Source organism: Rhizobium mesoamericanum STM3625 (assembly GCF_000312665.1).
Taxonomy (GTDB): domain Bacteria; phylum Pseudomonadota; class Alphaproteobacteria; order Rhizobiales; family Rhizobiaceae; genus Rhizobium; species Rhizobium mesoamericanum.
Genome location: NZ_HF536773.1, coordinates 226,411 through 235,481 on the forward strand (window position 1 = coordinate 226,411; position 9,071 = coordinate 235,481).

General features: G+C 58.2%; 9 protein-coding genes and 2 pseudogenes. 8 read left to right on the forward strand and 3 right to left on the reverse strand.

Translation table 11 applies throughout. The annotated features are described in order from the left end of the window. Positions 1 to 6: 6 nt before the first annotated feature. From BN77_RS21400 to BN77_RS21410, 3 genes are read left to right on the forward strand one after another with little or no spacing between them, the layout of a single operon-like run. Positions 7 to 762, forward strand: a complete 756-nt coding sequence (locus BN77_RS21400) for a TfuA-like protein (protein ID WP_007535904.1) — start codon at positions 7 to 9, stop codon at positions 760 to 762. Between the two features lie 40 nt (positions 763 to 802). Next, positions 803 to 1,981 (forward strand): gluzincin family metallopeptidase, encoded by a 1,179-nt coding sequence (locus BN77_RS21405; RefSeq protein ID WP_007535905.1) that lies wholly within the window; start codon positions 803 to 805, stop codon positions 1,979 to 1,981. Between the two features lie 22 nt (positions 1,982 to 2,003). Beyond that, positions 2,004 to 2,594 carry a hypothetical protein gene (locus BN77_RS21410; protein ID WP_007535906.1) on the forward strand — a complete coding sequence of 197 codons (591 nt, stop codon included), beginning with the start codon at positions 2,004 to 2,006 and terminating at the stop codon, positions 2,592 to 2,594. A gap of 396 nt (positions 2,595 to 2,990) precedes the next feature. On the opposite strand, the gene BN77_RS34200 is transcribed toward BN77_RS21410, so the two are convergent. Both BN77_RS34200 and BN77_RS21420 read right to left on the reverse strand, forming a co-directional pair. Further along, positions 2,991 to 3,503 (reverse strand): hypothetical protein, encoded by a 513-nt coding sequence (locus BN77_RS34200; RefSeq protein ID WP_007535907.1) that lies wholly within the window; start codon positions 3,501 to 3,503, stop codon positions 2,991 to 2,993. Positions 3,504 to 3,916: 413 nt separating this feature from the next. After that, positions 3,917 to 4,159, reverse strand: a pseudogene (locus tag BN77_RS21420) (DUF2934 domain-containing protein); the annotation flags it as partial. 221 nt (positions 4,160 to 4,380) lie between these two features. Here BN77_RS21420 and BN77_RS21425 point away from each other — a divergent pair. The 5 genes and pseudogenes from BN77_RS21425 to BN77_RS21450 all read left to right on the forward strand — a co-directional run bounded on the left by BN77_RS21425 (position 4,381) and on the right by BN77_RS21450 (position 8,470). After that, on the forward strand, positions 4,381 to 4,641 hold the full coding sequence (locus tag BN77_RS21425; RefSeq protein ID WP_007535911.1) for a type II toxin-antitoxin system VapB family antitoxin: 261 nt from the start codon (positions 4,381 to 4,383) through the stop codon (positions 4,639 to 4,641). Then, positions 4,635 to 5,020 (forward strand): annotated as a pseudogene (locus BN77_RS21430) (type II toxin-antitoxin system VapC family toxin). Before BN77_RS21425 ends, BN77_RS21430 begins: the two are co-directional and overlap by 7 nt. A 149-nt stretch (positions 5,021 to 5,169) precedes the next feature. Continuing rightward, a complete protein-coding gene (locus tag BN77_RS21435; RefSeq protein ID WP_007535914.1) occupies positions 5,170 to 5,337 on the forward strand; it encodes a hypothetical protein in 168 nt (55 codons plus the stop codon). A gap of 536 nt (positions 5,338 to 5,873) precedes the next feature. Continuing rightward, on the forward strand, positions 5,874 to 6,551 hold the full coding sequence (locus BN77_RS21445; protein WP_007535916.1) for a dimethylsulfonioproprionate lyase family protein: 678 nt from the start codon (positions 5,874 to 5,876) through the stop codon (positions 6,549 to 6,551). Positions 6,552 to 6,667: 116 nt separating this feature from the next. Next, entirely contained in the window at positions 6,668 to 8,470 is a 1,803-nt protein-coding gene (locus tag BN77_RS21450; protein WP_007535917.1) for a PAS domain S-box protein, read from the forward strand. Positions 8,471 to 8,538: 68 nt separating this feature from the next. On the opposite strand, the gene BN77_RS31480 is transcribed toward BN77_RS21450, so the two are convergent. Next, the coding region (locus tag BN77_RS31480; protein ID WP_051177211.1) for a DUF4082 domain-containing protein at positions 8,539 to 9,071 on the reverse strand (533 nt) is incomplete at its 5' end.

Sequence of the window (9,071 nt, forward strand, 5' to 3'; positions counted from 1 at the left end):
TCAAAAATGAGTGCGACCGATCAAGCCGGGCCGATACTGGTCTTTTTGGGTCCGACGTTGCGACTGACGGAAGCTCAAGCTGCGCTTGATGCCATTTACCTGCAGCCAGTGGCCCAGGGCGACATACTTCTTGCTGCTCATGCATTTCATCCAAAAGCGATGGTGATCATTGATGGACAGTTCGAAGACCGCCCATCGGTCAGGCACAAGGAGATCTTGTGGGCGCTTGCACAGGGGATCGTCGTGATCGGAGCCGCAAGCATGGGAGCGCTTCGGGCAGCGGAGTTGGCCCCATACGGCATGATCGGCGTCGGACTGATCTTCCGGTGGTACCGGCGCTGGATGCTGGCCCCAGACGATGCAGTCGCAGTTCAATCGGGGCCGGCGGAACTGGGCTTTCCGCCGGTGACGGACGCATTGATCGATCTTCAAAAGACATTTTCCCATCTCATGCGACAAGGCCATGTAAGCGCCGCTCAACGTGATTGTTTGACAGCGGCTGCCCGGCGAATGAATTTTCGTGATCGATCCTTTGAAAAGATACTTCGCGCCGAGGGTTGGCGCCGAGAAGAAATCGCCAGCCTGCGGCGTGAATTTGTTCGACAGAAGGCTCTCGACGCACTATTGGCGCTGAACCTCGCGCCTAGATTGTCGCCTGAATTTGCCGCCGATCGCGGATATAAAACCTGGGTTGCAACGAATACTTTCATTCGTGATCTCGAGGCAGCTAATATTGACAGAAATTTAATTAATAATTACTAATTAAACGTAAAGTTGTTTCGACCCGTAGGGCGAGGCCAACATGGATGTGCAGTCGAGTGTTGGGCGGGCCTCTACCGGGGCCGGCACGGGAACACGATTCTGGATTTTTCCTCAACCTCCCTTCATCCCGGGCTACGAGGAGCCAGACCGCGTTTGGCTGTCTATTCTACCTGACGAGATCCAGGCGGGCCCAAGCGATGCCCGAATGTATGTGGCTGATCCGCTCTATAGCAAACAGCCATACGGTTTTTCGCGCCTGCCACCCTTCAACGGCATCAGGCGTCCACCGGTGCGGGCCGGCCCCGACGGTCATTTCGACAGCCTCGACCCGCTATCGCGCCCCTATCTTGGCGTGCATGCCTATGCCTGCATTCATCGCGTGCTCGAAATCTGGCAGAGTTATCTCGGTCATCGGGTTCGCTGGTTCTTCGGAGGCACAATTCCCAGACTGGAGATCATTCCTTTCGTCGAATGGGACAACTCACAGGCGGGCTATGGCTTTCTAGAACTTGGACGCTCGAATGCCACTGGCACACCACGACCTTACGCCCTGAACTTCGATGCGATCGCCCATGAAGTCGGACACCTGATTATCTACTCGGAAATAGGCGTACCGATCGGCGCCTCCCGCGAGAGTGATTTCTTCCCCTTCTCGGAAGGATTTTCCGACTGTGTGTCGCTGATCTCTTTTCTCTCCTTTGATTCCGCTATCGACCGTCTTTTGCGAAGGACGCAGGGCAATTTGCTGCTCTATAACGAGCTTAATCGCTTCGCTGAAACCAGCCCGGAAACCCAGATCCGCCTCGCGACCAACTTCAGACGCATGTCAGAAGTCACCCGTGAGCCGCACGACCGAGCGCTGCCTTTTATCGGCGCCGTATTCGACGCGATCGTTGAACTTTATCATCGCAATCTCGTGGCCAATGGTTCTGCCGAACGCCGACTTCTCCAAGTGGATTTACGTGATCTGACACTCGACGAATTTGGTCGCTTCCGCGAGCTGACGGCGCAGTCTTTTCGTAAAAGACCCCTGTTCTTCCAGCTGGCATTGGAAAAGGCCCGTGACGACATCGGACGCGCGCTCGGCGCATCACTGATGAAACTTGACGCGCGGACTTTGACACTCAACCAAGCCGCAAGGGCAATTGTTGATGCCGCCGAAGGTACCGTGGCGGAAGTTCTGAATGCAAGTTTTGCGTGGCGAGAAATCATTTACTGACGCAACCCGAGAGGAGAGGGCAATGAGCGATTGCTGCATAAATCCAAACGTCGGAACGTCCGGCCCCTACGACCCGAGTGAGGTGCGACTGTATGGACGCGCTGCAACCGAAAGCACCAAAATCGAGGACCTTGATGATTTTTCTGACGACGACGGGGTGGATTACACCGAAAGGAACACGAGCGCCGAAAAGGCGAAAGCAAGCGTGAACATTTCGCTGCAGTCTGGCCACAAGACAATCTTCCTGCCGATAGCAGTGGGGCTGCCGTGGCGCAGCTTTGGAGACCCCTGCCGAGGCTACCTCAAGAGCATCGGCGTTATCTATGGCTACGCCTACGAAGGGCATTGCTACAAGCTGCCAAAACCCCAGATCATGCTGCTCCCAGAGCTGCCAAAACCCATTGCGCATGACGATTGCGGCTGCGATTGCGGCTTCTCGCCGGCGCTTGGCTACCTCGTCTGGCAATTGGACAAAAGGCAGAGTGCAGTTGCACTCGATGTTAGGACGGACGATCTCAGGACGCTCGTACTTGATGAAAACATGCCCGGGAACAGATCGCCGCAGGCCTATTCGCAATCCTTGTCCATGGCACCCATGCGTGCACGGGAGTGACTACCCCGGTTTGAGATATCGGTTTTCCGAACGGCCGGTCTGCCGTGCCAGCTAGCTTGCGGACCTCTGTTCCGCTATGCGGGCAAGATCCGACTTGACCAGGCAGCAAGGGGAGCAGTGCCGCCAGGGCTTGGGGCCCTGCGTCTGACGCGCAAACTCTGCTGGCCAAGCGGCAAGCCACCGGCAAGGGCAACCTGGCAGCCCCTGCCGACACTGCCCCCGACGTGCTCTTGAAGGCCGTCGTCGTGCCCGCTGCGAATTAGACACGGTTGGATTCGACACGATCAGTAGTGTCACGTTGTTATTAGGTCTGTTGAATCGGTCGACGAGATGAAGGCTACGTTCCGTTCACGATCTTCTTGAACCCGTCAGCCGAGCCTTGACCCTTGCCCGACCTTACTGCTTTGTTGGGCACGCCTTCGCGAGGCGAGATATCTGGTCGCGCGCCCCTGTGAGTTCAAAGCCGGTGCTGTAATCTATCTCACCGGCCTTGATGGCGAACATGGTGGCGAAATCAGCGCCAGATGTGAGGGCGGCAAGCAGCTTCGGATGCGTTGAGAGAACAATCGTTCGCTGATCGGGACTGTTGCCGTCGAGGCGGATCGTCTCTTTGTACCTCCCAATCTCGAAGCGCGCCAATCGCAGGCCGTTCTCACCAACAGTGGCATCGCCGATCTCGAAGATGAGACCATTCTTGGCGTCGCACCGGACCATGTAACAAGCCTCGATGTCGCTCGCATCAAGCATTGAGCATGTTCCGACCGCTCCGGCATGCGAACCGGCGAGCTTGACCCATGGAGCGGGCGGCTCGACTTCCTGTGAGAGCGCAGATGATGCCGAAAGGCTCATGCCAAACACACACGATGCCAAACCAATCACGCCTGCGACTGCCAGTCTGTTGGACCTCATCCTATCCTCGTTTTTCCACGACGTTGTAAGCCCAATAGCGCCTCGACCTGGACGCGCTTGTCAAGCTGGATGCACGGCAGACGCAGACCAGCAGGTGGGCGGCACTTATGATCACCTCACTCGCTCCTGGTCGGCAGATCGGGATAGGAGACCATTCGTCATGTTCTCTTCTACGAGGCGTTCATCTTGTTGGGGCTGTTGAGGGCTGAGGTCCGATGCGACAGGCACCCGAAACTGATCAACGAACGCCCCTTGCCGCGGTCACCGGCCCGGGCGCACCAGCGATCGTGCTCTGTCGATTTAGTCGCGCGCTTCGGTTCTCATTAACAGACTTGGCGGAGCCCTTTGAAAGCCCACATCCTCCTCGCCCATCCGGCGCCACGATCACGCCTTGGCATCCTGCTGGCTCACCTTTTGCTAGCGCCGGAAGATGTTCCACGGCTCCGATCGATTTCGCCGCTCTCTCCGGCGCCCTGAAGCAGTGCCGCATCGTCCCTATCGTCCCGCAGGTCCTGCGCCGTCTCATGTTGGTCTTCGCCGCCCAATTCGTCGCAGGCTTGTTGCCAATTGCGCAATGCGGCACCCTCTGGGCGGCCCTCACTCTCCCAGATTTCGTAAGCGCGACGTCGGATTTGCTCTTTCTTATTCGAGACCATGATGCTTTCCTCCGAAGCAGACAGGCACGTTCAAAGAAGATTTAAGAAAAATGGCGGTCTCGTCGACATCCATCAGCCATTAAATCGCCGCCCGATGGCATTGATTGAAACGTCAGCGGCAAGGTGCCACGGTGTGAGTGATACAGGCCGGTCCAATCGCTCACCGGAACACACTTGCGATAGCAGTTGGCTTAGGTAGAATATGAAGAGTAGGAACCAGCATGGCGCTGAGCATCAAAGAATCCGAGACTGAACGCCTCGCCAACGCGCTCGCCGAGAAAACCGGAGAGACGATTACCATGGCCACGCGCCGCGCCTTGGAAGAGCGGCTGCGGCGTCTCTCCAATGCAGGAAATCGCACCGTTCTATTGGAGGAGCTTGCCGCCAACCGCAGGCGCTGGGGTAAGCTGGCGGTTCTCGATAACCGTTCTACCGACGAGGTTCTGGGCTATGACGAAAACGGACTTCCCGGCCGATGGTAATCGATACATCCGCGGTCGTGGCGATCGCCTTCAGCGAGCCGGAAGCCGAAGCATTCGAGGCAAAGATTGTTGATGCTCCACGGCGCTTCATGTCAGAGGCTTCAGCCCTCGAGTTGGCAATTGTGATAGAAGCGCGCATGGGTGAGGCAGGCGCTGCGGAATTGGATTTGTGGCTTCACAAAGCCGGCGTCGAAATCGTCTCGGTCGACACCGACCAGATCACACTCGCGCGACGAGCTTGGCGTGCCTTTGGTAAAGGACGCCATCCGGCAGGGTTGAACTATGGCGACTGCTTCTCGTATGCACTGGCAAAGAGCCGCGGCAAGCCGCTCCTTTCAAGGGCGATGATTTCCCGCGAACCGACATCGAAACAGTGTGAAGTGATTTGCGCGGTTCGGTGATGAACCCGCGGGGGCTTTAAGGACCAACTGATCAGATCGACGTTGGACCAAAAAAGCGCGTGCGCACAACTCAACGCGCAACGGCAATCTCCCAGACAACTCTGAAGAATTTCTGAAAGGAAACCTCATGGAAACCGAAACGGTCACGATTGAAAGCCGGAACGATTTCGCGCAGTGGGCAATCGAGCGGGCGCGGGCGATCGTGGCCGAACAAGGCGGAGACCTTGCGATTGCAGCGCGCGATATGGACGAGCAGGCTATCGGGCAAGCGGAAACGCCCTCGGCAGCGCCATAACAGAAGCTCTCCTCGACGTATTTGACAGTTTGGTGCCGGCAGGCGACGAATAGGCTCAACGCACCGGTGTTTGATGAAGAGACTATCGGCAATGCGCTGCCGCGCTGCACCGTCAAACTCCTTTTGAGATCCCCCAATCTACGTCGGGTTTTGAAGAGAAGCCCCCCAATGACGGAACCCTGGACAACTAGCCGCGGCCTGATCACGGCAAACGGGGCAGATCGTGCCAAGGCGTGCGCTGTCGATGGTCCCCTTCTGCGCCCGCGCAAAGCTGGCCGATGCCATCCGACCTTTTGCACTCAGCCTCTGGAAACGACATTCGCCCTCTCCCGAAGAGTGAGTCGGCGTCACGAAGTTGCGCCCGCCATCGACGCCTATTTGCATTCCAAGCGTTATTTCTTCGAGCCGGCCAGCCGACTTTTCGAACAATTCTCCAGTTGGCATGCCACCTCTCGAAAAAGGCGCATCGGACAGTTTGCTTTTTGGTCCCGCCGAGATAAGGATCCTCTTGTGTGACCAAGGAGTTTTCCATATCGATGTCGAAACCCCGGTTGAGACGGGAGGCAGATCTCCTTCTGCATCGTGGGACCAGGGCGGCCAACGGCGACTATCCGGTGAGCCGCGCGAGGAGGCCTGCTGCGGTACAACGCCTCATCGGTGCGTTGGGCAACATCATGCTGTCCGACGCCGCGCCGTTCATGGAAAAATTCGTGGCCGGGAAGGTGTTCCACCTGCTGCAGGAGCCGCGTGCAATCGCAACGAAACCAGCCACGCCTGTGCCCTTGGGTCCCCAGTTGCAGTTTGCGCTGCGCAACTTGGCCTTGGCGGGCGGGCCTTTCGCTGAGGTCGCGGCTGCCATCAATGACCTTGCCAAGAACCTCGAATGGGTTGCGAGCAAGACCGGCCCATTTGCCAGCATCAACATAGAGCATACGCACGCACATGCGATGGTGGCAGGCATCTCAGGCGTGGAGGAACGGGATGACGTGGCGCTCGGCCTGACTGTAATGGCACCGTACAGCCGTTTCCCGGATCACATTCAATATCGGTCCCGCGTTTTCCTGGCGCTATCCGACTGCGAGTTTTCCTGTGACGACAAGGGATGGCAGCGCGCTTCCATCGGCTCCATTTTCTTCAATGAAGCGGGTCATACTGTCGCGATGCGGTGCACCGCGCGTCCCCTTCTGGCCGCCTGGTGCCACCTCGAGCGATAGCTGACCGCCTCCTCATTTGCCTTTTGCCGTTTGCGCCCCAAACTTTTGAATCGAAGGTCATTCGAGAGAGGATAAAGCCCCTGCGCAGCAATCAGACAAATGTCGGATCGGGCGAGATGGCCGATCGGATTTATGGCAGTGACTGGGTGGAAAGCGGCCTTGGCCCGCCGGCCTCGTGGCCGCTCTGCCTGAAATCGGCCGTCGACCTCATGCTGCCGGCCAAAGCACAGATCGTCTTGTTCTGGGGCGAAGATTTCATCGCCTTTTATAACGATGCCTATGCGCCCACCATCGGAAGCAAGCATCCTCAAGCCCTCGGTCGCCCCGCCCGGGAGAACTGGAGCGAATTGTGGAGCGATCTGGAACCGCTCCTGCGGCGGGTCCTCGACCACGGAGAATCGGTGGTCGCAAAAGACCGGCCGTTCTATATCGAACGGCACGGATATCCCGAGACCGTCCACTTCGACATCTCCTATTCACCGATCAGGGACGAGGCTGGCAAGATCGGCGGCGTGTTCTGCATCGTCGGCGAGACAACGGAACGCGTGAAGTACGAAACGGCATTGCGGGAGAGCGACGAACGATTTCGTGCGATATTCTCGCAGACTGCGGCAGGCATCGGTCAGTCGGATCTCGCCGGAAGGCTCCTGCTCGTCAACAGGCGCTTCTGCGAGATCGTCGGTTATTCAGAAGAAGAGCTTTTGAAGATGCGGGTTCAGGACATTACCTTTCCCAAGGATCTCGACGACTACGTCCGATCTTTCAGGACAATGCTGGAAACCGGTCAGAGCTTTGACATCGAGAAGCGCTACGTTCGTAAGGACGGAAGCCTTGTCTGGGTGGCGAATTCGGTCTCCCCTCTGCGCGACACGAATGGAGCCGTGCGGCAGACCGCCGCCGTTGTCGTCGATATCACGGAACGCAAACGGGCTCAGGAAGTTGAGCGTCGCCTAGCCGCCATCATTGCCTCATCCGATGACGCCATTCTCAGCACCGATCTGAACATGAGGATCACCAGCTGGAACAGCGGAGCCGAAAAGCTCTACGGCTACTCGGCTGAGGAAGCGATCGGCCACTCGGTCGTTCTTCTGGTTCCTGACGACAGGATTGAGGAGGAACCGGCGATCATTCGGCAGATCAGTGCCGGTCTCAGGGTGGACCCGTTCGAGACCAAGCGGCGGCGCAAGGATGGCCGCTTGGTCGATGTCTTGCTCAGCGTTTCCCCCATTCTTGATGCTTATGGCAGGACCGTTGGAGCCTCAAAAATTGCGCATGATATCAGTGCGCGAAAGGAGACCGAGCGACTTCAGACTGTTCTCGTCGGCGAACTCAATCATCGCGTGAAGAACGTGCTCGCAACGGTGATGGCCATCGCACGCCAGACGCTCGGACGCGACGAAGCCAACAGAGTTGGAGTAGAAGCGTTCGAGGCCCGCCTTGCCTTGATGTCAAGGGCACACGATCTCCTGACGCATGGCAACTGGGAACAAGCTGAGCTGGAGAAGGTCGTCAGACAGGCGCTTTCGCCATATCAACAGGAGAGGTTTTCGATCTCCGGGCCGAGTATTCAACTTGCCCCGCGAGCCGTCGTGTCGATCTCGCTGGCGCTGCATGAACTGGCGACGAATGCCGCCAAATATGGCGCCCTGTCGGTAGCGGAAGGCCACATTTCGATTGAATGGTCGCTTACGCGGAATGAACCTGCCAGGCTGCGACTGCAATGGCGGGAAATGCGGGGGCCGGCTGTCACTCAGCCCTCGCGCAAAGGCTTCGGTTCACGCCTGATTGAAAGCCTGCTCGCGGCTGAGTTGAAAGGTGACGTGACCATCACCTACGATGCTGCCGGCGTGGTCTGCGTCGTCGACGCCCCTGTTGGCGCTGGATGGGATCACGATCCCTCGCTCGGATCTGCGCCGTGACACCGCTTCGGCCCATCCCGCAACCAAGACCCCTTTGGCGACACGCCGCGTCAGGTTGCCTCTCCACATCATGCGGCGAGCTGCGGCCGGAAGACCACATCGGCCCAGTAGTTCGCTGAATCATAGGTGCTGGTGGGGAAGAGGCCCGAGCTGGCGGAGCCGCCATAGGCATAGACGCCGTTGCCACCGGCTGAGGCACTCGACAGGGCCGTCAGCGGGCCGCTGCTGACGTCGCTGGTGAAGAAGCCGTCGGTCGCCACATAGGCTCCGGTCGTGTGGTACGACGCGACATAGGTGGTATTGGCAGCGATGGTAACCGCGGTCGCAAAGTTGACCGTCTGCCAACCGCTCCCCGTGGTGCCAGAATAGGTGGCTGTGGCAAGCTTGGTGCCTGTCGACGTCCACAGGTCTACGACGTTTTGACCGTTGTCGTTGGCGCTGCGATAGAATCTGATGCCGGTGACGTCGCCGGCAACGTTCGACTGGAACTTGACGCCGAGTTCGAGTTGCTGACCATCGTTGAGGTTCGTCTGGGCCGGTGTGCTGGAGGCGCTGAACAGGCTGTAGGTCGAGGGCGCTGTCGTGGTGATATTGAAGGTCT